Below are 26201 nucleotides of genomic sequence, written 5' to 3'. Positions count from 1 at the left end.
ATGAGGAAATTTATTGTATTGTTATGTATTGCTATGGTTATGATTTCTTGTGGAGGAAGCAAAAAAGTAACATCTTCACGAACGCGTAAACCAGAACCTAAACCTAAACAGATGGTTATAACAAAGGTTGAGCGAAATTCTGAAAAAAATAGAGTAGAAGAGCATACTACCAAAAAACCACTTCCTGTATTATCATACAACGATAAAGTGCAACGCTATATTAATGAGTTCTCGAGTATTGCCAAAAGCGAAATGAAAACATACGGAATCCCGGCTAGTATTACATTAGCGCAAGGAATATTAGAATCTGGAGCCGGATATGGAGATCTTACACAAAGAGCAAGAAATCATTTTGGGATTAAATGTCATGATTGGAAAGGAGATCGGGTATATCATGATGATGATCGTTCTCAAGAATGTTTTAGAAAATATGATAGAGCAAGTGAATCCTTTAGAGATCATTCTCTATTTTTAAAAGATAGAAAACGATATTCCAGACTGTTTACATTTAGTCAAAAAGATTATAAGTCATGGGCACGTGGTCTACGTGAAGCGGGCTATGCTACTGATAAGAAATACCCACAAAAACTTATTGCCATTATAGAACGTTATGATTTAGATAAATTTGACGATGAGGTACTTGGTACAAAACCATTAAGAAGAAGTAAAAAAATTGAAGCCGTTGCAGTTATAACATCTGTTTCTAACAAGGATGGATATACTGTAAAAAAAGGAGATACTCTTTATTCGATTTCTAGGAGGTATAAAATCTCTGTAGAGGAACTCAAAGCATTTAATAAACTGGTTAATAATAACATTGCAGTCGGACAAGTTCTTAAAGTAGCAGCTGCCGACGAAGAGGAAGAAGATTTTAATTAAGCATGATCTATAAAAGAAGTAGCGCATTATTTGCAGCAGCGCAAAAAGTGATCCCGGGAGGGGTTAATTCACCAGTACGAGCCTTCAAAGCTGTAGGAGGAGATCCTATATTTGTTACAGAAGCCAAAGGAGCATATTTATATGATGAGGATGGTAACCGATTAATTGATTATATCAATTCCTGGGGACCAATGATTTTGGGACATGCCTATCCACCGGTAGTGAATGCGGTGATCGATAAAGCCAAAAAAGGAACTAGTTTTGGAATGCCTACAGAGATTGAAACTCAGATTGCAGAACTTGCAGTTTCAATGGTGCCTAATGTTGATAAGATACGATTTGTGAACTCGGGTACCGAAGCTTGTATGAGTGCTGTACGATTGGCACGTGGATATACAGGAAAGGATAAGATTATCAAGTTTTCTGGATGTTATCACGGACATAGCGATTCTTTCCTGATCCAAGCAGGAAGTGGTGCAGTTACTTTCGGGAGCCCTAACAGTCCTGGCGTAACCAAAGGAACAGCGCAAGATACTTTATTGGCAAGATATAATGATTTGGATCATGTGGAGCGTATTATCATGTCTAATAAAGAAGAAGTTTCCTGTATTATTATAGAACCTATTGCAGGAAACATGGGATGTATCCCTCCAGTAAAAGGGTTTTTAGAAGGACTTAGGTCACTATGTGATTCCCATGATATACTGTTAATTTTTGATGAGGTAATGACCGGTTTTAGATTAGCAAAAGGAGGAGCACAAGAACTTACAGGTGTAAATGCCGATATCGTTACTTTTGGTAAAGTGATTGGAGGAGGTTTACCTGTTGGAGCTTTTGCAGCACGTTCTGAAATTATGGATCACTTGGCTCCACTTGGTCCAGTGTATCAGGCTGGAACTTTGAGTGGTAATCCATTAGCAATGGCAGCTGGATTAACAATGCTTGTTGAGTTGAATAATACCCCAGAGGTTTTTAAAAGCCTGGCTGATAAAACCGAATACTTACATCATGGAATTGCAAATGCACTGGATGAGCATAATATCACGTATACGATCAATAGAATAGGTTCTATGATCTCAGTTCATTTTGCCGAGAATGCGGTAGTGGATTTTGATACTGCTGCAAAAGGCAATAATGATACCTTTAAAAAGTTTTTTCATGGAATGCTAAATAATGGGGTTTATATTGCACCAAGCGCTTTTGAAACCTGGTTTATAACCGAGGCGCTTACTTATGAAGATCTGGATGAAACTATTGCAGCAGTGCAAAAAGTTGCTAAAACACTATAGAAGATAAACAAGATTGATTATTGACTGGGGTGAGAAACGCTTGGGGTTGTGATTTTTTCAAATTGAATCCCTCCAGTTCCTTGTATGATGATGTTTTTAGAAGTTAGTACTTCTTGATTTGTACGTAATTTAACGGCTAAAGTATTTTCTCCTTTCTTTAAAGGGATTCGGGTATAAAATATTTTGTTAGGTAAACCTTGCCAATTGCGCGTATCAGCACCTTCAGTTAATGCATTGAAAATACCCAATAAGGCACCTAAATCACCATTTTGATTTTTTACTATATATTCTGAAATTTTCTTTGTTCCTAGTCGTAAAGCTATTTTCCCTATTTCTCTAAATGTTCTATCTTTTAAAGTCTTAAATGCAATTTCTTCATAGTTTTGTGTTAATTGAAATGGGTATGATAGACTATCCACTTGTACTTCTGCATTATTGTATAGAGATTGCTGACTCACATATTTAGGATATGCAACATTAAAAACATCTAGATCAGAAAAATCAGAATTATTATCTCCTCCGGTTGGTATTGGTAATGGTAAATTTAAAGAGAGATCTTCATTGATAATGGTTAGAAACCCAATTTCGTTACCTGGTAAGATGGTAAACGTATAAAAGGTTTCATCTTTATAAGGAGCCAGTCCGTTTTCCCAAAAAATAACTGCTTCTCCACCTTCAGTAGTTTTTTTGGGAATATAAGTAGTATTTAATAGATTTTCATAGCGTTCTATCTCATCGGTAAACCCCATAAAATTTGCTGTATGAAACATGTCCTGGCAAAGTTGCTCAGGTATATTAACTCCTATATAAGTTCCTTGATTTTCTATAAATAAATCTACAGCATTACGATACGCAATAAATGCATTATTTATATCCCCTGAGGCTTCGTATAATAGACCTTGCAGTATATGAGCAAATGCATCATCATTATACCTGTTCTTTTTCTCGGGAGGATAACTTTCATTGATTTTTTGGAGTTGTAATGAAATACGTTTAGCTTCAACAATGGCATCATCGTATTTGTTTAAAAAAATATAATTAAGTGCTTTGTAATAGTGTATTGCAACTTTTTCAAAATCTTCACCTTTATATGTTTCTTTTTCGGGATTTAAAAGAATTCCCAGAACTTGATTTCCTATAGCTCTTTTATTAGATTCTATAAATAGATCTGCTTCATTTAAAAGCTGATTACTTAAGGTGTAGTTACCTGCCAGGTATGCTAGTTTTCCTTTTTCTAATAAATATAGAAGATGATTTCTGGGTTTTCCTAAAAATTTATTTTCCTCGATCACTTCGATGGCACCTTCCATATCACCTTGTTGTACTTTTTCTTGAAAAAGTGCACTCTTGGTATGATAACTACCACAGTTGTTAAGCAATATTGAAAAGCAACACAATAGTACAGCACGAAAGGTCATTTTTATATGGATCATGTTGAATTATCAAAAAAGCTTTCCTGAGAAAGCTTGATGTAGTTTAGAGTGTTAAGAACTAGTTTTTGACAAACTTTTTTATTTTTTTATCTCCAATCCATACTTTTTCATTAGTCTGGATATTTGTTAGCTCCAGATCAATTTGATAGTATACTACCTTGTCTCTTTTATGTGCATCAACTATAGAATTAATATTACCTTGAAGCATATAATCTGCTCCTGTTTCTAATCCAAATTTTTTGACAGTAGACATAGAAGCATTGTCTTGTTGATCAGCACGTTCTGCTCTTAGTTCTTCACGCATTTTACCACCTTGTACTACTCTAACTTTTTGTCGTTGAATAAATGCTTTCTCTATATCTTTAATAAAGGTTTCACTTTCTATATGCTCATGTGATTTGTTGCGTATTAAGCCAACTATAACCACAGGTTTTTTACCTTTTTCCTGAATATGATCGGTTATCCAGTTTCCTGTAAGCACTTCTTGAGTAAGTTCTTCTGCTGCAAAGCGTGAATCAGTGTCATTCCATCGTCCGCTAATATCAATTTGTGTATCCGGAGCAACACGTGTAATTTTTCTTGCACATGAAGAAGTTAAAGATATTACTAGTAATACTGCTATAGCAGCGATTAATTTTCTCATTTTGTAATTTTTATTTAATGTATTTTGATTAGTGTTTTTTAATGATTTTACCAAAGGATATATGCTCCCAAAACCCCTAATGTTAACCAATTATATCCATATGATCTATGGTCATAATAAGATCCATAATCATAATACCTGGTGTTTTCGATGCGTTTTAACCTTCGTTCATGTCTCCAGTATGCTCTTTGTGATCTGTATTGTCTTCGTAATGAGCGTAGTTCTCTTTTTTCTTCGAGAGGATCAATGGCTTTATAGGTTTCTTGTGCAGTAGTACCTTGTTGTAACGTATATTCCTGACTATTTTTTAAGAATTTATTCATAGCCACTTTGTAATTAGGATTTTGATCTTCTATAAGTTGTGCCTCTTGTGCATACCCAATACACCCAACTATAGCAAAAATAAATATTGAAAATATGTTTTTCATAATGTTTATAGATTAGTTCCTATATAAATATTACCTACTATAAATGACAATTTAAAAGTCAAAGGGTTGCATCATATGAGGAAATACTCTATATATTTACGAAATTATTTTGACTTTTCAATTTATATACACAACATTTAAGGTTTATATTGCCCTATTTTAAAAACGTTAAAATGTATCTAACTACTTTTTATTAGAAATGTATCAGATCGTATTTTTTATGGTTATATAAAAAAAACCTACGAAGTTGACTTCGTAGGTTTTTTTACTACTCTCAAAAAATAGAGTAATTCGGTTATTGATTTACTGGCGTAGGAGCAAATAAATCAGGAATGGGTTGGGGGATATTTTGATTACTATCTAATTCATCCTGCGGATATAAAAATCGTTGAGGATTGATTGTGGTAGTGGTATTATTTAATGGAAAAGGAACAATAACATCACTATCAGATTTGAGTAACCTTCGGGAATCATTGAATGGCATGTAACTATGAAAGCCACTTACATAACGTTCTTCGATGATTTCTCTTAAAATCGCTCTGTCTACCGCTATATTATCAGTGTTTTCTATTCCTCCTGCTTGAAAATCTGCCAAAACATATGGATCATAGTTAAAAATATCGGCTACATCAATAAGATTAAATGCATTTCCAGAATCCAGATAAACTCTTAATTCATTAAGCTTATCAATAGCTCCTTGATTGTCACTATTTACACGTAATATACATTCTGCCCAGATCAATAGGTTTTCTTCGTAGCTTACTAATTTCATAGGAGTGGATGGTCCATCAATACCAGTATCCTGATTTCCATCTCCACTAATGTAAGAATAGTTTCTACGAGCAGTCTCATCTGTTTTAGTATTGTTTCTGCTTGTTGTATTTGCAGGGTCTAATAGATCTCGATAAAAGGCATTATCACCAGTCATGTCACCTGCACGACTACTGTTTACAAAATTAAAAAGAATATTACTGTTTGAGTCGACAGTACCAATAGGTTTATAAGCCATAGTTCCGGATGCGTTATTAATACCATTTACTACATTGTTTAATGCCAGATTGTACTGTTTGGTTTGTAAATAATATCGGGCTTTTAGAGTGTATGCTGCTGAAGCCCAAGAAGCACCATTACCAGAAAAATAAATATCTTCGCTGCCAACATTAGTAGTAGCATTATTTATTTTGGATATAGCTCCATCCAGTAAACTTTGCAAATTGTTATAGATGTCTGATTGCAGGTCTATTGTAGGATCAGGAGATTCTAAACTGGCATTATCAGGTACTGCATTAGAATAGGGGATATCTCCAAAAAGAGATGTTCCTGTACCAATAGCTAATGCTTCATTAACATCGATGATTCCTTGCAGTAAATCGAGGTTAGGAGAGATTCGTCTGATTTCCTTGTTTTGAACTAATATTCCATTATAAATTAATTCCCATACAGCATCAGAATCTCCCGGGGTATAGTCATAATTATAGAGTGTTTGTTGTACCAGATTTAATCCAACAAGTCCACCAGTATAATACATAGATGTTCTTGCCAGTTGTCCTTGTTGTACCTGTGCATTGGCAAGTAGAGTTCCTTTTAATAAAAGATCACCAGATGGGACTTCAACCAGTTGATTTGGATTTTCGTTAACATCCAGATAATCTTCACAAGAGAACATCGTAATTACGATACAGGATACTATTATTTTATATATAGTCTTCATGATTTCGTTTTTTAATAATTAAACTTGATACTAAACGCATAGGTTCTTACTCCTGGATTTGAAAAATAATCCAGTCCTTTTCCTCTACCGACTCCAAATTGGTTTATATCGGGATCTATACCAACTACATCGGTCCAGATAACCAAGTTTCTTCCAGAGGCTGTAAATTCAATTGAGCTTAACCCTGTTGTTTTTTGTAACCCTTTTGAATTAAGTAAATAGGATAACGAAAGTTCTCTAAATCTAGTCCAACTAGCATCTCCAACAGCAAATTCATTTAATTTACCATCTCCGAAACCATATAGGTTTCTATAATAACTCTCATCTAGCAAGACATTTCCATTTCCGAAGTTACCAACATTAGCTCTTACGCTTGTACCTGCTGGGACAACATCCCCATTAAAATTCACCAAATCTTCATTTAAAGTAATTGTATTTCCTACATCTCCGTGAGTTCCGAAGTATGAAGTGATGAAACGAGTTCTTTGTGCCATATCATTACCTTGACTGGTATCAAACAATGCTGACATCGATAGGCCTTTATAAGATACACTTAATTGTAAACCTCCTAACCAATCTGGATTAGGATCTCCTACTACTTTGTTACCGCTTGTATCTACTATAGGGAAACCATTGGCATCTAATACCAGGCTACCGTCGGCATTACGTTGCGCTCCTTGGGTATATAAGACTCCTAAAGGTTCACCTTCTATGGCTACAGATTGGATAGAACTACCAGAAGTAAAGTTAACAACTCCTCCTCCTTCAATCTTAGAAACCAGATTTTTATTGGTGCTAAAATTAATTGATGCACTAGCTTTCCAATCTCTGTTTTTTATAAAATCATATTTCAATTCGGCTTCAAACCCTTCATTTTCTATCGTAGCTCCATTTCCATAGATTTCAGAAAACCCTAATGTTGGGGGTATTGCTATATTGAGTAATACGTCTTTAGTTTCATTTTTATAATAAGTTGTTGATAGTGAAAGTCTATTGGTGAGGAAACGAAGATCTAATCCAACCTCGTATTCTGTTTTTATTTCTGGTTTTAGATTTGGATTTCCAAGACGTTCATCGAATTGAAATCCTCCTCCAAAATCTTCCAGTGCTATTGCGTCAGAAAAAGTAGAAAAAGACCCTACCTCAAAAACAGTTTCCTCTCTATGGGCTAAAGGAACATTACCTACCTGACCAAAAGCCAGTCTGAGTTTACCAAAGGATAAAGGATCAAAACCGTTAATTAGTCGACTAAAAGTCCATCCTAATTCTGCACTTGGGTATAAGAAAGCATTATTGCTTTTAGGAAGTACAGAATGTTTTTCATAGGCTCCTCCAAGAGTCAAAAACAATTGATCAGCATAATCGAAATTAGCAGTACCATAGAATCGGATATTTCTTCTCGAAGTTCTGGTAATCTCTGAGGAGATATTCTCTTTTGCCGAAATTTCTACAGGATCTAACGGTTTTCTGAAATTAGCGATGAAGTTATCTGCTTCAATAAAATTTCGTTTTCTTCTCCTGTCATTAATACCATAACCTAATATAACATTAGTGTTTAGTTGTTCGGTTAACGCATACCTAAAAGATGTTAGTATATCCAGAGTATACTCTTCATTATTTATGGTTTCATCATTAATTAAGCCAAATCTTCGTGCAGAACTTGCCGTATAGTATGGAAAAAAATACACCCTGCTATCAGAATAAAAATCAGCACCTCCTCTAAGGATAGAATTGATATTATCGTTCCATCGATATTTTAATTCTGCTGTACCAATAAAACGATTTACTTTGGCTGTGTTTTGTTGCTCATTGATGGTCCAAAGGGGGTTATTATAAATTACGTTGTTACTATTTCCGAGATACCTTCTGTAAGAACGATGACGTGATTGTACAATAGTTCCAGAGCCATCATGATAATTTCCTTTATAATCTGTGATATCAAAATCTGGTGAAGTACGCAGTAGTCCCAGATATAATCCTGCAGTATTAGAACCTTGTTGGATTCTGTTAGAACTAGTGTGTATATAATTTCCTTTGATATTAGCAGTAAGCCTCTCTGTAAAATTCTGAGAAGTAGATAAGGTGAAATTGGTTTTCTTATAAAAACTATTTTTGATTGTTCCGTCCTGATCTACGTGACCTCCACTTAAGAAATAGGTGCCTTTTTCATTTCCAGAACTTAAGGTGAAACGATTATCTAGTGTGATCCCAGTACCAAATACTTTATCAAAATTACTATCAGTATATACATCTTTTTTATTTTTTTGATCGATTGGATAGATGATATTATTACTAACCAGAGATTCAAAAAAACGTCCCGAAGTATCCACTTCATCTGCTGCACCACTACGATCAGAGATTCTATCTCCCCAAGAGAATGCAGATGTTGGACTGTAATTACCATTGGTACCTTGCCCAAAAGATTTTTGTAATGGATGTTTGTAAGAGACTTCATCGATAGAAATACCAGAAGAAAAAGTAATTCTCATTTTACCTTTTTTACCTTTTTTGGTGGTAATTACAATTACTCCGTTAAGTGCTCTTGTTCCATATAGTGCTCCTGCAGAAGCTCCTTTAAATACCTGAAAAGATTCTATATCATCGGGATTAATGTCATTAAGTCTGGATTGCTGTGATACTCCTGCAGAGGTGTCACTACTACCAGAACCTTCTATTGTGTCGTTGTTTAAGGGCACCCCATCTACAATAATTAGAGGTTGACTAGACCCCCCAGAGAACTTGTTCCTCTTATTTGTATATTAGAACCTGCTCCAGGATCTCCAGAGGTGGCACTGATACTTACACCAGCGGCTTTACCAGCTATACCATCAATAATCTTGTTTTCTACAGGCTGCACTAGTTTGTCTGCATCGATTTTAGAGTAAGTAGAAGATAGTTTGTCTCTTTTTTCTACAAACCCTAAAGAGGTTACAATAACCTCACTTAAAGCTTCTGCATCTTCCTTTAAGATAACATCGATTATGGTTTGATTGGCTATCGGTATTTCTCGCGTGACATATCCCAAATACGAAAAAACTAATGTTTGATCAATGTTTGCATCGATAGTGTACTTACCGTCAAAATCTGTGGTCGTTCCAGTTCTAGTTCCCTGTACTATAATTGTAGCCCCAGGTAAAGGACCTACTACGTCCCGTACAGTACCTGTTATAGTAGTTTGGCTATAACCAATACCTGACAGCAGTACTGCACATATTAAAATTAAGAGTTGTTTTCTCATACAATTGTGATTTGATTAGACATGAATTAAAATGATACTACATTTTAGTTAGTGAATTATAATTTTGAATGTTTTGAGGAGTATATCGAGTAGGTAGAATCTTATGAAATACTGAAATGAAAAATGATTGAAATGTTTTATTAGAAGCATTCTCGTGTTTTTACTAAAATTCATACAAAAGGAGGTGTACTATAAATAGATAGTATACCTGCTATTAATAGAAATTGATTAAACTTTAGCACCATCAATTATTACTTATATTGATTATGGCGCCTATTATATAAGACGTGTTATTAGATATTACCCCCCAGTTGTAATTTAATTTTTTTAATAAAAAATATAGATGATCGGTAATTTTTTATGATTTACTGTGAAGATATTTGAGTAAAATAAAAGAAATGTTTAGGAAAAATGAAATAAAGAAAGCTTGTAGGTGGTGTGCGAATTTGATCTCAGTATTTTGCTATATACAAAATATTGAAAGCAACCGCTTAAATAAGGTGAGGTGTTCTCTAGGCCTTTAAATAGTTAATTATGATGCTAACCAGGTACCTAATTCTATGACATTCCCATTTGGAGATTTAACATCATATCCTTCAGGGTTCGTTTCGCTTTTTTGAATGTATGGGAATTTTTGCAGGTATTCGGCCCCACCATAATCTGTATAATCCTCTCGTATAGGAAAAATAGCGATATGATCTTTAGGTTTTTGTGTATTGGCATATCGTAATTCCCACTTACAACGTTTGGAGTTAATAGCGTTTTCTGTGGCAAGGAAAATAAATTTTTTGTTGCCCTTTATTTTCTCTTCTGTTTTTTGTTGTATCTGTTTGTCTGTTGCTTTACTTGGGTTTTCTGGAGTATTTTGATCTAACAATAAATAATCTGCATAGATAAGTACATCGAACCCTTTTAAGAAATTAATAGCGCTATCCAGTTCTTCAAGTTCGTCGTGTTTATACGAAAAAAACAGAGAGACTTTTAGGGATTTTGTTTCTTCCTTAAAGAGTTGCAGACTTTCAATAATAGACTTGCTATATATTCTCGCTGCATTTCTAAACTGCAATAGCCCGTATTTAGGTAATATATTCATCAGTTCTATAACATGATCATGTGTGAATACCTTAACGTACTGACCCTAGGTTTTGTTGTTACAGATATTGTTAATATTCATTATACCTAGTGTAATACAAAGTTTATTTGTTATGTATTCGAGGTAATACCATATAGGAATGTCCAGATTTAACATCATATTAAATCTGGACATTTTTAACACAAAATATCTTTGAGTTATTTCCTCTTATAAGTATTTACAAAAGTATCTGATGAACTTTTGGAGGTAAGTATAAGTTTGGCATTTTCTGAAGTCGAAATTACAAAAGTACTATTATTACTAATGGTAAGATTTTTATTAGTAATGCTATAATCATAAGTTGTTTTAGAACCTTCTTCACATATGTTGTTTGCATTAAGCGTGTGAAGAGTAATACTTACCTTATTAGATTTATCAAATACATACGTTTCCATAAGGTCACAGGTACCTAGATCGACATTAGTTCCATTTTTGGTAGAACTGGTTAATTGCCACTGGCCAATAATAAATGTTTCATTAATTGTGCCGACGACATCATCATCAGTATTACATGAAAAATTCATACTTAATCCTATTAAAACGAAAACAATTAATTTTTTGCTCATAACATTCTTTTTTTTGTTTTGAGCAAAATTAGTTTGGTTTTAAAAGTTAGAAGTCTCTAAAAGTTAGAATTGAACAATTATGGACATCTTTTATCATTACATTTATTCTTTGTGATTTCTTTTAAATGTAGTTGGTGTATGGCCGGTTTCTTTCTTGAAATATTTATAAAAAGCAGATTTAGAATTAAAACCAGCTTCAAGCCCTATTGCTACCATATCATAGTTGTCAAATTCAGGGTCTAAAATCATGATTTTAGCTTCTTTCACTCTATACAAGTTTAAATAATCAGAAAAATTCTTTTGAGTGACACTATTAATTATTTGAGAAAGATAACCAACACTTATATTTAACCTGGTTGCAATATCATCTCTACTTAATTGTTGATTTCTATATAGTTTTTCACTTTCTAAAAGTTGTATGAATTTTTTAAAATATGGATTTTCTTCTCCTTTTTTAAATTTTACAGCCTCTTTCTGTTTTTCATTTACTTTCTTTTTGTTAATCTCTCTTATTTCGAATCTGTTTTTGGCTAAGGTGAACTTGTATATGCCTTGATAGCCAATCCAGTAAAAAAGAATATTAAGCAATAGCCATATGATAATAGAGTAATCATTATTATAAAAGTAATCTACGATACTTGTTATAATCCAAAAAAATATGAGTAAAACATGAAAAGTATAAAATAAGCGTATCCATTTTAGATCATAACTGATATCATGTTGATGTTTGGTTGTATTTTTAAATAGTAAACGGAATTCTACTACGAGTAATGCTAAATTAAATAGGATCGAAAAGTAATACTCTATCGAATAAAAATAGGGTATCCATGATTTGTTGTGAATAGGGTATAAATCAAAATAAAACTGCCCGCCAATATATAAGTTTAGTCCAATTGATATAATAAAGGGAACAAATAACACCCAATGTTTATTTCTAAGTTGTAATGAGGGGTTTAATAATTTTAAGTAATAAAAATACAAGGTTACCGGAAAAACCAATACTAATTCAATATCTTCTAGTATTCTAAAGTTATGATGTTCTTTATACCAATCATAATGTAAGGCCCAATATTGAATATTGATAAAAACTCCAAGTAAAAGACTTATTCCTAGATATAAATTGGTTTTGTTCTTAAAAAATTTAGAAAATAAAATTACGATTGCAAAAATGAATCCTTGGATTACTCCTATTAAAATTAAAAAATCTAATATTTCAAAATTCATACTTAATAGAATTTTGAATTAAAAAAGCTATTCTCGATAGCTCTGCTGAGCTTTCCGAAGTACAATTTTTCTTCATTCTATTTCGAAAAATCACTCGAATTGACACTTTTTTTATGCTACTAATTTCTAAATGCACAACAGGTTATAAATAGTATACTTTTCTTTACTTAAAAGAAGAACTCTTATTTAACATGGCATAAATAGCTACGCTAATATGTTTTCCGTCTTTGATTTCACTATCGACCATAGTTCCTTCATATTTAAAATCGAATTTTGCCAATCCATTTTTGCAGTTCGTATTCTCTGCATCTACAAATCCTTCAATTCGATGTAATCCTAGATTTTTAAATCCAAATTCACAAATGAGAGGCATTACTTCTTTCATGATTCCTTTTCCCCAATACTCAGGAAGAAGCCAGAATCCAATTTCTGCCTTTTTATTTTCTTTTTCTATAGCATTAAGTCCACCCGCACCATAAAAAGTGTTACCATCTTTTGAACAGACCGCCCACCATATCCCGGTTTCATTTTTCTCTAATTCAGCAAACCATGTCATTTGCTCTTTAGTAGCTTCAAGACTATTAAAACTAACACCATAGTATTTGATTACATCAGGATTTGAAAGGCCATGATATACATTCTCTAAATCATCATTTGTAAACTGTCTTAATAGTAATCGTTCTGTTTCTATTATAGGAAATGTAATAGGCATTTTGTTATAATATTATAGTTTAAGTACACATATTATTTTTCAATAGACGTAAAATTAAATAAATAAAACTTTATAGAGTGATAAATTATATATGTTTCAGAAGTGATATTATGAGGCAAGTAACATTATTTCCGAAAAAAGGTTGGTATAAAAGAATCTAAAAGGTTGTGAAGGCAATTATATGCGAGTTCTGTAGTATCTCTATTTGAAAATTGATAGACTACCCAATTTCTTTAGTTTATCCTGTTTATAAGAAGTAAGCTGAGGTGTTCTATAGAGCTACTTCCCTCATTGGTCAGGGAGAACTAATGAGGAGGGTTGAAGTAACTCTTATCAAAAAAGATATTCTGTTTATAAATTGTATTAAAATTGAGACCATATTCTAGCATTAATGATTCCTTTATATTCTGATGATCAAAAATTGAATCTTTACCATTTTTGTCACCTTGGGAAATAGAAGCGAAATCTCTGAATACTACAATACTTGTCTTTATTTTATGTTGGTTTTAGGCTTTAAAACCAAATACCTTTTCTTATACAACATCTAAAGTGGAAGACACCCTATTTTTTTAACACATTTTTTATTTTCAACCCTTTTATGGAATTGATGTTTAAAAAAATATTGCTTCTATGTTAAGGAGCATGTATACTTTTTGAGATTTAAGTTCTGGTAAGTTTCTTTATTAGATGAGTTCGATATAAGAAAATTTACATTAGTCAGGTTTTTGGTAGAAAATTATATTTCGACAAGCTTAGAATAACTATCGAAGACAAGTAAATTTTTAATCAAAAACCTTGTTATCTTGAACTTGTTGAAGGGACGATACAATTTTTCTTCGTTTCACTATGAAAAACCACTCAATTTAACGGCTTCTGATTAACTTAGATGTTATGTCGAACTCACGTATATTCTATTACAGATATAGTTGAGTTCTAAATTTTGGATTAAGGTTAAACTTGTTATTGATTATGGATAAATTTGTTAGTGAGTATTCTTTAGATAATCCCAGCTTGAAACCACTTCAAAATCCGGAATGTTTTCAAATAACATGTCTAATGTCCATTTATGATTATCACCAACAATAACAAGTATTCTATCACCTGTCTGTGCCATTTTTAGAATGTTACCTGCCATTCTTATGTTTCTTTGATACGACCGAGCTAACCAATCGGGGCCGATCCAGTTTTTTTGGATCCCTACTCTTATTTCATACATATGCATACGTTGCGCATTAAATTTTTGAGCCGTTGGAGAGTTCATAAGCGCAATACGATCATAAAGATTATGATTTTTGTATATCTTTTGATTTTGATTAAAAATCTTAGTTAGATGCTTTTCATATATATTGTAAAAACCATCATCATTTTGTTTAGCATACTCACCAAATGAATCAAAGGAAAAATTCTCTAAGGATCCTATAAATTCGGTTTGGTTATCAAAAAGGTATATACTATCATGTTTCATATTTTTAGCAATGCGAAATCCTAATTGATAAACTTCATTCCTCTTGTTTGAAATATTAAATGTATCAACTACAAAAGATTGATATTCTTTGTTTACTATAGATAAAGCAGAAGGCTCCCATTCTAATACTACTTTTGTAGGATTGTATTTGGATATAGTTTTGACCAATTTTACAATATTCTCTTGATTATGGGGTTCGAGAATGTCTTTACCAAAATGTAATGTCCCTACAATCATAATTTTTGATTGCGTTAATGAGTCATAATTTTTTAATGTGTTTTCTGCTTTTTCAAGCTCGTTAAGGGCAGGGTTACTTTTATTGGGATTACAGCTAAATACGATTACAAGTACTAATAATAGTAAAAGACTGTTTAAAAATTGTTTCATAAGTTGATATTTCATAATTGTCACTAACAAGCGTACATCGTTACTAAGATAACTTTGTGTTGTATTACTTAATCAAGATGTGTTAGTGTAAAGATGAAAGGAGCATGAAATTGTTACAGTGCTTTTATAATTTAGAATTGAGGTATTTGGTGTGAAATTTTATAGAGTAGAGGTAGTTTTTAATTAATACATAGTGTTTTTATTTGCTCGTTTTTCAGGGATTTGCTGGATAGCATCCCAATGCTCCACAATTTTTCCTTTTTCATCAAATCTAAAAAAATCCATGGTTATATATTCGTCATTTCCGGGCCAGATCTGATGTGTATGCAGTGCTACCAGATCACCTTCGGCAATGCAACGTATAAATTCAATTGATTTCTCGGGGTACTCGACTTGCATTTTTTCGAAGTAATCAATAAATCCCTGGGTACCATCTTCAACATCTGGATTGTGTTGAATATATTGATCACCAACATAGAGTTCTACCGCTTTTTTTGGATTTCCGGTATAGGCAGTTTTGTAGAATGCTATTGCATTCTTTTTATTTTCTTCTAAGTTCATAATTGTTGTTCTTATGTTGTAAGAGTTGTATACAAGTAACTAAGGTAGTTTTATTTCAAATAAACAAGCAGGGGCCTTACCATAATGATCCGGTAATCCTTCGGTGTTTTTTAAATCAAAAAGCCCTAAAAAGTCAAATCCAGCATTTTTATAATGTTCGATAAGCTTTACGTTGTTGCCAAGTGTATCTAATCGTATAAAATCCTTGTTATTATTTTGAGCATATTCTTTTGACCACTCTACAATGATTGCTACAAAATTTTGACCTCTAAAATCGGGATTTGTTGCAATACGGTGAATATAGATAGCAGTATCGCCATTTTTTTCTTCCCAGATTTGTTCATCACTAAATGTGATGGTCCATACACAAGCAATTTTGTTATCGATGATGAGTTTCCATTGTCTGTTTTCTGAAATACTGTCTTCTACAAGTTGTCGTTCAAACTCTGGCCAAACGATAACTCCTTTTTTTGATTTTTGATACGCTGAAGCTATCCGGTACAGTCGGAATATTTCATTGATATCATCTATTGTACAATTTTTAATTTCCATACTTGTCTCATTTATAAAATGATGTATTCAAATGTCTAACTATTTTTAGGATGCAACAACCCAAAAATTGCTAATATTTCTTGAATTTGATATTCTATTACTATCAGATAACTTTGGATTAATTTTAAATGGTTTAGATATCATTTTTGTGACTAGTTTTTTATTTGAAGTGGTATTAAATTCTAATTACAAACCGAATTTATATCGTATCAACACAATGAATGACCAAAGTAAGAACGCTAGTAAAAAATAGTATGTAAAAAGAGGTATTCCGACTTCAGATATATTAAAGATAAAAAATGTAGAAGCCGTTCCTGTTGCATGCATAATAATTGGTAAGATTAGACTATTTGACTTGTCATATAGCCAAACAATCATAATTCTTATAGGGATTAAGCCAGCGTAATGAAAGAAAAGACCAGGTAGAAATTTTGATAGCACTAAATCACCAGAACTATTACCAGATCCCCAAATAACAGGAAGGAAATGCCAAACTCCCCAAAGCAATCCAATAATCAAGCCTGTCTTTACTACCCCATAGCGTTCTCTTAGTTTTGGTGTAGCAAATCCAGACCATCCAAACTCTTCTAGAATACCTCCTCCAACTATTCCATAAATTAACCCACTTAAAATCAGGGTTATTTTATCATCGGTTGTGATAATATCCGGAGTGTATACTTCTGAAAATTGATTTAAAATGAAGAGAGAAATAATTGAAAGAATAGGGATAGTGAATATCGCTATGAGGTATAATCTAGTTCCTAAGCGCCACTTCACTAATTTTTTGAATAGCATTTTGAACCCTTTTTTACCTTTCGTTATACCAAGCATAACGAAACCAGCGATACTAGGGCCAAATAAATATGGAATCATTGCAATGGGAAGCAATTTGTCAAATTGTTTTGCGGTAGCCGGGATCCCAGTTTGGCTCGCTACAATCAAAATTCCACTCCATGAGATAATAAATGTTAGAATGAAGAAGGAAGTAATAGGATTTCTTTTTGCATACGCTCTCATAATGTATTAACCTTTTGAAATTGCTATATATTAATACTTATTGTACCAAAAAAAAGGTTTTATAAAAGATGATGTTACATTCAAAAAAAGGAAAGGTATTAGTTATTTTTTTTATGTAACTCAAGGTAAAGTTGTTCAACCTTATCTCTTGCCCATTGTGTTTTTCTTAAAAATTTAAGGCTAGATTTAATCGAAGGATCTTTTTTAAAACAATTGATATTAATTTTCATAGCTAATCGCTCCCAACCATAATGTGCTACTAATACTTCTAATATGTCTATCAATTTCATCCCGTGCAAGGGGTTGTTGAGTTGTTCCTTAGGACTTTTTTTATCGTGCATTACTAATGATGATTAATTAAAATGTTTTATATAAGAAAATGTAGAATACATTTCGGATTGGTATTAAGCCAAATATAAATATTCTGTAACTTAACAAAAAAACATAGGCTTTTTGATTAAACAAAAAGCCTATTTCTTAATTTACATCAATTATGAAAAAGACCATACTAAACCATATGATACTATATTGGGATGCAAAGTGAGTACCTTAAATGAAATTCCTAACGGAATGATTAGACAAGAATTTGAGCAAGGAAATTACACTAAATTTATCTCTAAAGGTAATTTGTTACAAGGAGAAGTGTATAACAGCTAGACAGAAATCTGGAATCAGGACTTGGATAGAATCTTTACTGTCGATTTTGAAGTTTATGGAGAAAAAACTCATGACTCTACAAATGCAGAAGTAGAATTTTTTGTAGCAGTTAAATAATTTATATGAAAGCATTAGACAATTTTTATTTTGATAAAGAAGAACCTGTTAAAGCTTGTCTTTTGGCTTTAAAAGCTATTATAGCCAATTATAATTCAGAATTTGAACCAAGATGGTATTATCGTTTACCTTGTTTTATGTATAAAAATCAGATCTTCTGCTATTTGTGGATAGATAAGAAAACACAATTTCCTTACATAGCAATTGGAAAAGGCATAAAAATCAATCACCCAGACTTAATTCTGGGGAAAAGGACATTTACAAAACTTTTAATGATTGACCCAAATGAGGATATTCCAATAGAAAAAATTCATAGCATATTTGATATGGCAATGAAACTTTATAATGGAAAATAAAGCCAACAGCTAACAACAAAAAAACAAAGGGCATTTAGGTGCTAAACTCAAACGCCCTTTTATATTTACTGACGCCGCCGAATATAATATGTCTCACCTGCTAAGTGATTCCCTCTCAAAGGTTATTGTATATTTGTTATAGCTCAAAGATTTTATTAAAAATAAATTATAAAATCAGTGCAGATTTGTGGGGTGGTTCGATAATATCCTGTTCTGTTACGATACATATTTATAACCTTGGACACAGCCTTAAAAAACACGAAATTAGAACACATGAGATTTCTTAAAATATTATTTACAATTATTATAGCTTTTAATTTATTGTCTTGCAAGGATACAAATGCAAACAACAAAGAATCAGAAATAGCTAAAGAAAAACTGTTAAAGACAATTGACAAATTCAATAAAGCATTTCAGACCGGAAATATTGCAGTCCTAGAATCAATGATAACCGAAAACTATTTGCATACAAATGGAAATTCAAAATCTATTGGAAAAAAGGAATGGTTCAGTTATTTGAGTAAAAGAGAAAACGAAATTAAATCGGGAGATCTTGAGGTTATCGAATATAAAATGGATGAAATGGAAATTGAATTGTATAAAAACATGGCAATAGTCACCGGAAAAGTAATTGTTTCAAATAAAAAAAACGGAGAAATCCGAAAAAATGAATATAGAATTACTAATGTTTGGGTAAATGATACAGGGAATTGGAAAAGAGCAGGATTTCATGATGGGAAAATAAAATAAAGGTAGTGCCTAAGACACGCAAATAATAGTACACAAACACGTTAGCTGCAATTTTATCAAAAAACGATATGAGATTATTGAAACTAAACAGAAAACTAAATTTAAAGTATATTTTCGGTGAAATTTTACTGCTTTTTGTTTTGATTAGTATTTGTAGAATTTCTGTGCTGTGGGTGAATGAAGTATTAGGTATTTTATGCTTGTGTTTATATTAGAAAAAATTGAGTAACAAGTGTTTTATTTAGTCAGTATTTCAATTTTATTTTTGTGTCCAATTGCTATTTGTTTGGTTTGTTTATTGAATGCGATTTTTGGTAAATCATCAAGGTGATGAATTATAGAAGAAGCTTGTTTTCCTGAAAAGACTTCTTCATGCTTGTCAATTATTTCACCACTTGTTAAGTCGATTATTTTAGGGTATTCATATAAATCCCAGCATGTTTTATCATCAATGGCAAATACATTTCCAAAAGGCCCCTTGATCTTTACTGATTTACTAATCGTATCTGTGGTAATATCCCAAATTGCGATGTGACCGGGGGGAATAGGTTCTTCGTTTTCATCATCTAAGGGTTCTTCATTTGAAGCACAAACCAAAATTCTATTATTATCAACAAAACTTGCAGAACAAATTTCAGATGTTACACCTGGTACTGTCCTACTTTCGTCCAAGAGCTTGGGATTTGAAAAACATTTTTCAACATCAAACAATTCTATACCATCAAATGGATGCCAATACCAACCTTTACTAAGTATATATTTATTATCAGGGCTTATTTCTAATCTTGAATGAAACACATCAAGAGGCTCTCTCTCGGGAGTGTTAGTAATGATTTCTCCTGTCTCCACATCTTCAATATCTAATTGATTATATTGAATTGGGCAATGAACAAGAAAAGTTCGGTTTTTGTAAGTTAAAAAGGCTGCAGGAAATTCATATACCGAAGATTGATAGTAACTTCTATTTATTTCTCGTAAGAGTTCTCCGTTTTTCAATAGAAGCCCTTTTGTACCTAACTTTTGATATATTAAAACATATTTTCCATTCTGTGAAGTTATCGAGCTATCACATTCAAAACCAAAATGATATTTCTGTAATTGAATAGTTTCACCGTTTTCTAAATATTGAGTTCCAGCTGAATTCCAATCCACAACCTTATTATCAAACCAGTCTATCGTTTTTAAATAATTTGTAGTAATTGTTTGTATTTGCATTCTGGTTTTATTTGATATTTTGATTAGTACTTATAGAATCTTCTCGTTGTGGATGAATGATTTTTTATGCATGTAGTTTTTAAATGTTGTATAACGCCTCAACGAACAAAACGTTTTGATTTAGTAAAGATATTGATTTGTGGTGTCTTTCACTTTTTGAAATGATCTATGGGACTGTATTCGCTGTTATTTTTCGTTTATAAATGTTGGCAGGAAGATGTTTTGCATTATAGCAAAAGGTAATTTGTCTTCTTGCGAGTTGTATGCGCCTCCTGTAAATACAGCAACCATATCCAATTTAGGAAAAATCATGATATATTGCCCTCCGTTTCCAGTTGCTGTTTTAGAAATTATCACTTTTTCGTTTATTTTAAACGGAATGTTCCACCACAAATATCCGTAATCAATTCCTGTAATTTTTGTTTTTGGTGTGGTTGATTCCTCAATCCAATTTTTAGAAACAATTTGTTTATCATTCCACTTTCCGTTATTGAGTATCAATTGCCCAATTTTGGCCATGTCACGTGTGGTCATATACAGCCTTTTTCCCGAAGGGATCACCTTTTTATTTGATGTATGCTCCCAACCTATATTAGTAATACCTAATGGATTGAATAGGTATTGCTCAGAAAATTTATCAATTGTCATTTTCGAAGCTTGACTTATTATTTCGGCTAGTAATACTACGCCCATCGAGCAATAATTTGAGACAGTTCCTGGTTCATTAACCATTGGTAAATTAAGTGTATATTGAAGCCAATCCCTTTTTTTATAAACTTTATCCTCTTGCCCTTTTGATTTTTTATCCCAATCATTGCAATCAAATCCGGGTGACATTGTTAATAGATGCCTGATTGTTATTTTATCTTTTCTCTTGTCTAGATTTTTGGTTGGCACGGGGTTTTTGAGATACTTTGATATGGGATCGTCGATGCTATCAATAAATCCTTGATCAATCGCAATTCCCAATAAAATTGATCTTATGCTTTTTGTTGCAGAACGAAGGTCGTGTTGCTTATTTGAAGAATGGTCGTTAAAATATTCTTCGATAATGATTTGATCATTTTTCACTAATAAAACACTGTGTAACTTATTTTTACCATTATGTATTTGTTCGAATAACTGATAGATTTTTGTGGTGTCGACATTCTGTAAACCTAGATGAGCTGTTTTCCACCCGTCATTGAGGTCTTTTGGCTTAGAATATTTATATGGGTTTTGTCCGTAGCAAAATGTATTTATCAAGAGAACAAAAAGCGTTAGGGTTGCTATATTTTTCATATTAAAAAATAACCACAATATATGTACCAGTATATATGCTTGCTTGTATTTATTTTAAAAACTTAATCCATACATGTATGCATTTCAAAAATTTCTTCTAAAAAGTGTGATATTTTGATATGTAGCACTACTAATAAGGTATATCCAAAATTATATATACATGAAACAACCCAATCATAGATTCGTTTTTTTTCTACGTAAATTCTTTCAATTTCATAAACGCGAAGTCAAACAGTTTAATGCTATTTTAGGAATCAAACCTAGTAACTCGTCACATAAATGTTAGCGCTTTGTCAAATCATTAAATGTTATTACTTGAAAATCAGGTGCTGATTCAAATAATTCATCCAGAATCCACTTATGAGCCCCTCCATAGATGATGAGTAAATTTTCATCTTTTGATACTAAGTTTTTTGAATTAGCGAATAATCGTACGTTTCTTCTGTACCATCTGCCAACAGCGTCTGCTCCTAAGTAATTACCTCCATGATCAACATTTACAAGTCCAGTTGTCCAAAGTTGTTTAGACCTTTTTGAATGCTGTTTCGAGTTGATCAATTTTATATAATCGTATACATTGAGATGCCTCTGTATGGTGTCCATAAATGTATTGTATCTTTTATTTTCTTTATCATAGGTTTTCCATAATTCTAGGTGTCCAAGGCTATCTGCATATACTCCCCAGTCATCAATAGCGTTTATATATTCAGGGAATGGAGGGTTGTTATCTATACAATACACGCTACTATGACCAAGGGCATTGGCTAATTTAAAACCTAGTTGGAACGTTTCATGTTTTCCTAGTTTATAATTTCCTTTTTGATATTCGGTATACAGTGAATCCATCCATTCTTGATTAGATGTACGCCATTCTACAGCTATTTTTCCGGGGTTAAATTGCTCTAATAAATTGATCAGGCTATCTAACTCCTTTTGATTACTATCTGTTGAGATATCAATATGCTCATTGGCAACCACATCGCTACCATCTCTTGATCTGTCAAAATGAAACACTCCTAAGGTTAAAACCTGATGTTTTGGAATACTATCAATTGACGGATATACAGCGAGCGCTTTCTGAAGATCGGTCATATGATGTTGCTTGGTTTTATCTTTATTTTTTGAACTACATGAAATTATAAGAAGAATTAATAATACTTTGAATAAATATTTCATTGATTTTTTTAAATTCATTGTTTTTATCAGGCTAAATGGCTCTATTAATATAGACGCAAATTTTGTTGAGATAGTTGCCTGAATCTATTTTCTTGGATAGATATATAGTACTATAACATCTCGATGATGATTAGTACGGGGATTCAGAGAATTGAACTTTTGGACTTGAACTTAGCTAATTTTATTTAACTAAGTGTTTTATACAACGGTATTGGGTGTCGTTATTTTATTTTCAATACTTTCAATAACTCTTTGTGGTATAGTTCTGATAAGGAGACTTTTAATTTTTCGTAGTAAAACTCTTTTTCTTTGAAATTTACTGATTTATCAAGCTGAAATATATAATTATCTCTATCATTTAATATTGAAGTATTATTTTCTGTTATCTCAACATATTCAAAATAAATAAGAATCTTTAATTTTTCGGCTTCCTCTATGCTAATTGGATTGTTCTCATATCGAAAGAAGTATTTATCCCCTCCTCCAGGTTTTCCAAACCAAGGCATTGCTTTACCGCCAGCAATGGTAATATATTCAGGAATTTCGTTTATTAAGAAAATTTTCTTTTCAAATTCTAAAAATTCATCTGGTAAAGACTTTTTCTCAAATATTTCATCGTTATTCCAAAAGTATATTCCTTGATTTTGCCAGGCTGGGTCTTGAGTGTTTTTTACAGCTTCTTTATTGTAGTAATGCATATAAGCATCTCCATTATTAAAGGTCAATATTGATTCGTTAATGTGCCAATCAATTTTAGGACTGTTTAGTTTATCCTCTTTTGTGCTTTCAATTTTTTTCCCAAAGAATTTTTTAAACATTTTTTATTTTAATTATAGATGTTGTTAGCATACGTTTATTGTTAACGATTCAAAATATCTTTTCGAAGCGATCGTATTTGGATTTCATCATCGGCAAGCTCCTGGAATTGAGCTTTGTTCATAATTTTTAAATCTATATTCGTTAGGTCTTTTGAACCATAATTGCTTTCGGTTACGAACTTTCCGTTATCTAGTTCAAGTATTGCGCACGAATTCATTAAATACTTATTATCCAAAAACTTAAAATGTATGTCTATTATCTGTTTATTTCTGAACATTAATCTCGATGTTAATCCGCATCTTTGAGCTTTCTCAAATGGTGTGCTTCTATGGTTTGAATAATGTTCAATTAAATCATAATTGTCATCCAAATGTTTAGGTAACAATACAATTTGGCCATTTGACAATCTAATTTGGGATTGAAATTCTTGAATACCCTGTTCATTTTCGAATTTATAGCTAAATCGAATTTTTGAGATTTTTTTGTCAATTAAATCAGATAGTTTCATGGCTTAGAATGGTATTTGTAAACGGGTTTGTATAAAAATATAACATTTAGAAAGCTGCATTTTTGAATAAACACAGAGTTGTCTTTTTATTCTCTTTTGTTAATCAATTTTAGTACTTCATCTGCCACAAACTCTCCGCTATTTGAAAAAGATGCGGTTATTAGCCTGTTTTTAGAATCTACTACTTCGTAATTTATTTTCTTTTCATGATTATATACTTTCAAATTAGCGCCTCTTTTTTGTAATTCTGTTTCCATATCATAAGGTAACAATTTCCCAAAGTCGGATTGTTTCATTATGTTTTTTTCATTCCAAGTAGGGAAACTTGTCATTGTTTTATCCTTTACCAGGTATTCTTCTGATTTCAATTTTACATTTATTAGAGTTGCAGTTCCGTGACCAATTGTTCCGATAATACCTCCAGAATCATATATTTCTGATATAACCTGAAGAATATCTTTATTCGTATGTGTATCCCAAAATTGTCCATATCCACCAGGAATGACTACAGCCAAATATTCTTCTGGATTGATTTCTGATGGTTTTAAACTATTCTCCGTTTTGTTTTTAAATACTTCATTTTGGATAATAGATTTTACTACAATCGTAGTATCTCCACTATGATAGATTGGGATTTCTCCACCTTTTGGAGATACAATATCCATTTCAAAACCCTTTTTAAAAAATTGATTAAACGGAACAGCTAATTCAATTAGATAAGTTCCGTTTGGCTCACTTTTCATTTCATTAATATTGGAAGTTACAAAAAGGATTTTGGTTTTTTTACTTTTCTTATTACAGGAAATAACTAAAAATACTATTACTAATAATGCAAAAAGTTTATTCATGTTTCTATTTAATGTGATTAATAAGTTTTTTACGTCTTTCTTTCTTATTAGATGCTTTTATAATTAAATCCGGGACTGTTTTTGTTTCATCATTTGCACTACCATCGGGGTTTAATCCCATTTCTCCAGTAAATCTAATAACGATGCCACTATTTGGAAGTGTTAATAATAAAGGATCTGTACCTACACCATCACCACTTGTTTTTTCTCCTACAACCGTTGCAAAATTTGTTGCTTTACAAAAATAAGCTAATGCTTCCGAACTAGAAAATACTTCATGGTCTACTAAAAGATAAACATTTCCCGTATATTTTTTCTTGTTTGAAGGGGGTATTACCATGTCATCTTTTCTAAATAAATAACTGCCATCTTTTAATTCTTTAGGCATATTGGGTAACCCTATTTCTTGATAAGCAATAGTATTTTTAAAATAGAATGGTTTAAATTTTTTGAGCATATCAGAATTTTTAAACCCATAAAATACAGGCGCACTAATGGTATCGTTAATTAGATGAGGAATCATATTTTGCATCCAGTATTCGTCGCTACCACCATCATTTCCTTGTATATCTATGATTAAGTTTTTATAGTTGTGGGCTTTGTCAAAAAGATATTTTAGTGTATCAGCGTCTTTCTCTACATATTCATATCCAAATGATTTTATATGAATGATTGCCGTTGATAATGAGTCGATAAAATTGACTTCAACATTTTCAGAAATTTCTGTTTTGGTTTCATTGATGTTTGTCTCTTTATTTTTACGCTCTGGGAAAAAAAGTTCGAGATTAATTTCTTTCCAATATTTAGAACGAATAGAATCTGTTTTTTCCAATTCCCTTACATAATTTTTAAAAATAGAGTCATGTGCTACTGCTTGTTTAGCGCCTTTATAAAAGTAATTGTAAATTAAAGTTGGGTAGGCGTCTGTATGACCATTATTTAAATCATTCATAATTCCGCTAAAAACCTTAAAAAACTCTTTGTCGTTCTTAGTTTTCTTTATCTTTTTAAGATAATCCCTTTTATTTGAAAGCCAATCGGTATTGTGTGCTCTTTTATTTATCCCGAAATATGGATATGACTGTTCCAGTTCCTGATACAAATAATTAAAATCAGCTACTTTTTCAGCTTTTGATAGTTGTTTAAATTGTGTCTGTCCTAATACTATAAAGCTAACTAACAAATTCAAAATGAGGACTAGATAATTTCTTTTACGTAACATATCTTTAATTTTTGA

The 26201-nt window shown here is 32.0% G+C and carries 27 protein-coding genes; 5 read left to right on the top strand and 22 right to left on the bottom strand.

Annotated elements, in window-relative coordinates; genetic code table 11:
- A complete protein-coding gene (locus ATE84_RS24215) occupies positions 1-879 on the top strand; it encodes a glucosaminidase domain-containing protein (protein WP_101450369.1) in 879 nt (292 codons plus the stop codon).
- A 2-nt stretch (positions 880-881) separates the two neighbouring features.
- Entirely contained in the window at positions 882-2168 is a 1287-nt protein-coding gene (hemL, locus tag ATE84_RS24210; protein WP_101450368.1) for a glutamate-1-semialdehyde 2,1-aminomutase, read from the top strand.
- A gap of 17 nt (positions 2169-2185) precedes the next feature.
- Here hemL and ATE84_RS24205 read toward each other — a convergent pair whose 3' ends face one another.
- The 15 genes from ATE84_RS24205 to ATE84_RS24135 form a co-directional block, all read right to left on the bottom strand.
- On the bottom strand, positions 2186-3601 hold the full coding sequence (locus ATE84_RS24205; protein ID WP_233195885.1) for a COG3014 family protein: 1416 nt from the start codon (positions 3599-3601) through the stop codon (positions 2186-2188).
- 58 nt (positions 3602-3659) lie between these two features.
- Entirely contained in the window at positions 3660-4244 is a 585-nt protein-coding gene (locus ATE84_RS24200) for a penicillin-binding protein activator LpoB (protein ID WP_101450366.1), read from the bottom strand.
- Positions 4245-4291: 47 nt separating this feature from the next.
- Positions 4292-4672, bottom strand: coding sequence for a hypothetical protein (locus ATE84_RS24195; RefSeq protein ID WP_101450365.1), 381 nt, complete (start codon positions 4670-4672; stop codon positions 4292-4294).
- A gap of 295 nt (positions 4673-4967) precedes the next feature.
- A complete protein-coding gene (locus tag ATE84_RS24190; protein WP_101450364.1) occupies positions 4968-6383 on the bottom strand; it encodes a SusD/RagB family nutrient-binding outer membrane lipoprotein in 1416 nt (471 codons plus the stop codon).
- A gap of 11 nt (positions 6384-6394) precedes the next feature.
- Positions 6395-9079 (bottom strand): SusC/RagA family TonB-linked outer membrane protein, encoded by a 2685-nt coding sequence (locus ATE84_RS24185; protein WP_158237328.1) that lies wholly within the window; start codon positions 9077-9079, stop codon positions 6395-6397.
- Positions 9080-9093: 14 nt separating this feature from the next.
- Complete coding sequence (locus ATE84_RS24180) at positions 9094-9621, bottom strand: carboxypeptidase-like regulatory domain-containing protein (RefSeq protein WP_101450362.1); 528 nt, start codon at positions 9619-9621, stop codon at positions 9094-9096.
- 532 nt (positions 9622-10153) lie between these two features.
- Positions 10154-10714 carry a TIR domain-containing protein gene (locus ATE84_RS24175; RefSeq protein WP_101450361.1) on the bottom strand — a complete coding sequence of 187 codons (561 nt, stop codon included), beginning with the start codon at positions 10712-10714 and terminating at the stop codon, positions 10154-10156.
- A gap of 197 nt (positions 10715-10911) precedes the next feature.
- Entirely contained in the window at positions 10912-11319 is a 408-nt protein-coding gene (locus tag ATE84_RS24170; protein ID WP_101450360.1) for a lipocalin family protein, read from the bottom strand.
- A 102-nt stretch (positions 11320-11421) separates the two neighbouring features.
- A complete protein-coding gene (locus tag ATE84_RS24165) occupies positions 11422-12543 on the bottom strand; it encodes an AraC family transcriptional regulator (protein ID WP_101450359.1) in 1122 nt (373 codons plus the stop codon).
- Positions 12544-12706: 163 nt separating this feature from the next.
- The gene (locus ATE84_RS24160; RefSeq protein WP_101450358.1) at positions 12707-13255 is read right to left on the bottom strand and encodes a GNAT family N-acetyltransferase; all 549 of its coding nucleotides are present in this window, start codon (positions 13253-13255) and stop codon (positions 12707-12709) included.
- 982 nt (positions 13256-14237) lie between these two features.
- On the bottom strand, positions 14238-15107 hold the full coding sequence (locus tag ATE84_RS24155) for a DUF5694 domain-containing protein (RefSeq protein ID WP_143273702.1): 870 nt from the start codon (positions 15105-15107) through the stop codon (positions 14238-14240).
- 183 nt (positions 15108-15290) lie between these two features.
- Positions 15291-15668, bottom strand: a complete 378-nt coding sequence (locus ATE84_RS24150) for an ester cyclase (RefSeq protein ID WP_101450356.1) — start codon at positions 15666-15668, stop codon at positions 15291-15293.
- Positions 15669-15707: 39 nt separating this feature from the next.
- Positions 15708-16220 (bottom strand): GNAT family N-acetyltransferase, encoded by a 513-nt coding sequence (locus ATE84_RS24145; RefSeq protein ID WP_101450355.1) that lies wholly within the window; start codon positions 16218-16220, stop codon positions 15708-15710.
- A 186-nt stretch (positions 16221-16406) separates the two neighbouring features.
- The gene (locus ATE84_RS24140) at positions 16407-17237 is read right to left on the bottom strand and encodes a CPBP family intramembrane glutamic endopeptidase (RefSeq protein ID WP_101450354.1); all 831 of its coding nucleotides are present in this window, start codon (positions 17235-17237) and stop codon (positions 16407-16409) included.
- 98 nt (positions 17238-17335) lie between these two features.
- On the bottom strand, positions 17336-17578 hold the full coding sequence (locus tag ATE84_RS24135) for a VF530 family DNA-binding protein (RefSeq protein ID WP_101450353.1): 243 nt from the start codon (positions 17576-17578) through the stop codon (positions 17336-17338).
- 112 nt (positions 17579-17690) lie between these two features.
- Here ATE84_RS24135 and ATE84_RS24130 point away from each other — a divergent pair, with 112 nt between their 5' ends.
- The 3 genes from ATE84_RS24130 to ATE84_RS24120 all read left to right on the top strand — a co-directional run bounded on the left by ATE84_RS24130 (position 17691) and on the right by ATE84_RS24120 (position 19117).
- Positions 17691-17894: an effector binding domain-containing protein gene (locus ATE84_RS24130; RefSeq protein ID WP_158237327.1), complete on the top strand. Its 204-nt coding sequence runs from the start codon at positions 17691-17693 to the stop codon at positions 17892-17894.
- A gap of 122 nt (positions 17895-18016) precedes the next feature.
- On the top strand, positions 18017-18367 hold the full coding sequence (locus ATE84_RS24125; protein WP_101450351.1) for a DUF1801 domain-containing protein: 351 nt from the start codon (positions 18017-18019) through the stop codon (positions 18365-18367).
- Positions 18368-18640: 273 nt separating this feature from the next.
- Positions 18641-19117, top strand: coding sequence for a nuclear transport factor 2 family protein (locus ATE84_RS24120; RefSeq protein ID WP_101450350.1), 477 nt, complete (start codon positions 18641-18643; stop codon positions 19115-19117).
- A gap of 237 nt (positions 19118-19354) precedes the next feature.
- Here the strand turns inward: ATE84_RS24120 and ATE84_RS24115 are convergent, their stop codons facing one another.
- The 7 genes from ATE84_RS24115 to ATE84_RS24085 all read right to left on the bottom strand — a co-directional run bounded on the left by ATE84_RS24115 (position 19355) and on the right by ATE84_RS24085 (position 26186).
- Positions 19355-20332, bottom strand: coding sequence for a hypothetical protein (locus ATE84_RS24115; protein WP_101450349.1), 978 nt, complete (start codon positions 20330-20332; stop codon positions 19355-19357).
- A gap of 186 nt (positions 20333-20518) precedes the next feature.
- The gene (locus ATE84_RS24110) at positions 20519-21613 is read right to left on the bottom strand and encodes a serine hydrolase (RefSeq protein WP_101451226.1); all 1095 of its coding nucleotides are present in this window, start codon (positions 21611-21613) and stop codon (positions 20519-20521) included.
- A 282-nt stretch (positions 21614-21895) separates the two neighbouring features.
- Positions 21896-22789, bottom strand: a complete 894-nt coding sequence (locus ATE84_RS24105) for a DUF5694 domain-containing protein (protein ID WP_101450348.1) — start codon at positions 22787-22789, stop codon at positions 21896-21898.
- 221 nt (positions 22790-23010) lie between these two features.
- Positions 23011-23607 (bottom strand): glycohydrolase toxin TNT-related protein, encoded by a 597-nt coding sequence (locus ATE84_RS24100; protein ID WP_101450347.1) that lies wholly within the window; start codon positions 23605-23607, stop codon positions 23011-23013.
- A gap of 41 nt (positions 23608-23648) precedes the next feature.
- Positions 23649-24116: a hypothetical protein gene (locus ATE84_RS24095; protein ID WP_101450346.1), complete on the bottom strand. Its 468-nt coding sequence runs from the start codon at positions 24114-24116 to the stop codon at positions 23649-23651.
- A gap of 86 nt (positions 24117-24202) precedes the next feature.
- The gene (locus ATE84_RS24090) at positions 24203-24964 is read right to left on the bottom strand and encodes a DJ-1/PfpI family protein (RefSeq protein WP_101450345.1); all 762 of its coding nucleotides are present in this window, start codon (positions 24962-24964) and stop codon (positions 24203-24205) included.
- Between the two features lie 4 nt (positions 24965-24968).
- Positions 24969-26186, bottom strand: a complete 1218-nt coding sequence (locus ATE84_RS24085) for a S41 family peptidase (RefSeq protein ID WP_101450344.1) — start codon at positions 26184-26186, stop codon at positions 24969-24971.
- Positions 26187-26201: the final 15 nt, after the last annotated feature.

The organism is Aquimarina sp. MAR_2010_214, assembly GCF_002846555.1.
Taxonomy (GTDB): domain Bacteria; phylum Bacteroidota; class Bacteroidia; order Flavobacteriales; family Flavobacteriaceae; genus Aquimarina.
Note: the sequence above shows the minus strand (reverse complement) of the source record. Positions and strands in the feature narration are given on the sequence as shown.

Coding starts and splice junctions, on each gene's coding strand:
- ATE84_RS24140 (WP_101450354.1), bottom strand. CDS start 17,237: ATGAGAGCGTATGCAAAAAGAAATCCTATTACTTCCTTCTTCATTCTA.
- ATE84_RS24145 (WP_101450355.1), bottom strand. CDS start 16,220: ATGGAAATTAAAAATTGTACAATAGATGATATCAATGAAATATTCCGA.
- ATE84_RS24110 (WP_101451226.1), bottom strand. CDS start 21,613: ATGAAAAATATAGCAACCCTAACGCTTTTTGTTCTCTTGATAAATACA.
- ATE84_RS24180 (WP_101450362.1), bottom strand. CDS start 9,621: ATGAGAAAACAACTCTTAATTTTAATATGTGCAGTACTGCTGTCAGGT.
- ATE84_RS24150 (WP_101450356.1), bottom strand. CDS start 15,668: ATGAACTTAGAAGAAAATAAAAAGAATGCAATAGCATTCTACAAAACT.
- ATE84_RS24120 (WP_101450350.1), top strand. CDS start 18,641: ATGAGATTTCTTAAAATATTATTTACAATTATTATAGCTTTTAATTTA.
- ATE84_RS24205 (WP_233195885.1), bottom strand. CDS start 3,601: ATGATCCATATAAAAATGACCTTTCGTGCTGTACTATTGTGTTGCTTT.
- ATE84_RS24125 (WP_101450351.1), top strand. CDS start 18,017: ATGAAAGCATTAGACAATTTTTATTTTGATAAAGAAGAACCTGTTAAA.
- ATE84_RS24175 (WP_101450361.1), bottom strand. CDS start 10,714: ATGAATATATTACCTAAATACGGGCTATTGCAGTTTAGAAATGCAGCG.
- ATE84_RS24215 (WP_101450369.1), top strand. CDS start 1: ATGAGGAAATTTATTGTATTGTTATGTATTGCTATGGTTATGATTTCT.
- ATE84_RS24100 (WP_101450347.1), bottom strand. CDS start 23,607: ATGTTTAAAAAATTCTTTGGGAAAAAAATTGAAAGCACAAAAGAGGAT.
- ATE84_RS24085 (WP_101450344.1), bottom strand. CDS start 26,186: ATGTTACGTAAAAGAAATTATCTAGTCCTCATTTTGAATTTGTTAGTT.
- ATE84_RS24155 (WP_143273702.1), bottom strand. CDS start 15,107: ATGAAACAATTTTTAAACAGTCTTTTACTATTATTAGTACTTGTAATC.
- hemL (WP_101450368.1), top strand. CDS start 882: ATGATCTATAAAAGAAGTAGCGCATTATTTGCAGCAGCGCAAAAAGTG.
- ATE84_RS24090 (WP_101450345.1), bottom strand. CDS start 24,964: ATGAATAAACTTTTTGCATTATTAGTAATAGTATTTTTAGTTATTTCC.
- ATE84_RS24165 (WP_101450359.1), bottom strand. CDS start 12,543: ATGAATTTTGAAATATTAGATTTTTTAATTTTAATAGGAGTAATCCAA.
- ATE84_RS24135 (WP_101450353.1), bottom strand. CDS start 17,578: ATGCACGATAAAAAAAGTCCTAAGGAACAACTCAACAACCCCTTGCAC.
- ATE84_RS24115 (WP_101450349.1), bottom strand. CDS start 20,332: ATGCAAATACAAACAATTACTACAAATTATTTAAAAACGATAGACTGG.
- ATE84_RS24170 (WP_101450360.1), bottom strand. CDS start 11,319: ATGAGCAAAAAATTAATTGTTTTCGTTTTAATAGGATTAAGTATGAAT.
- ATE84_RS24200 (WP_101450366.1), bottom strand. CDS start 4,244: ATGAGAAAATTAATCGCTGCTATAGCAGTATTACTAGTAATATCTTTA.
- ATE84_RS24190 (WP_101450364.1), bottom strand. CDS start 6,383: ATGAAGACTATATATAAAATAATAGTATCCTGTATCGTAATTACGATG.
- ATE84_RS24095 (WP_101450346.1), bottom strand. CDS start 24,116: ATGAAACTATCTGATTTAATTGACAAAAAAATCTCAAAAATTCGATTT.
- ATE84_RS24105 (WP_101450348.1), bottom strand. CDS start 22,789: ATGAAATATTTATTCAAAGTATTATTAATTCTTCTTATAATTTCATGT.
- ATE84_RS24160 (WP_101450358.1), bottom strand. CDS start 13,255: ATGCCTATTACATTTCCTATAATAGAAACAGAACGATTACTATTAAGA.
- ATE84_RS24195 (WP_101450365.1), bottom strand. CDS start 4,672: ATGAAAAACATATTTTCAATATTTATTTTTGCTATAGTTGGGTGTATT.